Annotated in this window: 1 protein-coding gene; it reads left to right on the top strand. The window is 64.7% G+C overall.

Annotated elements, in window-relative coordinates; translation table 11 throughout:
* Nucleotides 1–232 (top strand): hypothetical protein (locus ACQG3P_RS24835; RefSeq protein WP_426806532.1); only part of this gene is annotated, 232 nt, incomplete at both ends.

Below are 232 nucleotides of genomic sequence, written 5' to 3'. Positions count from 1 at the left end.
ACGCACCCGCCGGCCGCACCGGCTATGCGCACCTGTTCGCACACCGGATGTTCCAGGGCAGCGAAAACCACGCCGGCGAATACATCGAACCGTGCAAGCAGGTCGGCGTGACCGGCCAGAACGGCACCACCAACACCCACCGCACCAACTACATCGAGAACGTCCCCACCACCGCGCTGTACATCGCGCTGTGGATGGAATCGGACCGCATGGGCAACCTGCTCTGCGCGAT

It is taken from the genome of Stenotrophomonas sp. SrG (assembly GCF_050031795.1).
GTDB classification, from domain to species: Bacteria; Pseudomonadota; Gammaproteobacteria; order Xanthomonadales; family Xanthomonadaceae; genus Stenotrophomonas; species Stenotrophomonas rhizophila_A.
The sequence above is the reverse complement of the archived record's forward strand: the minus strand, read 5'-3'. Positions and strand labels throughout refer to the sequence as shown.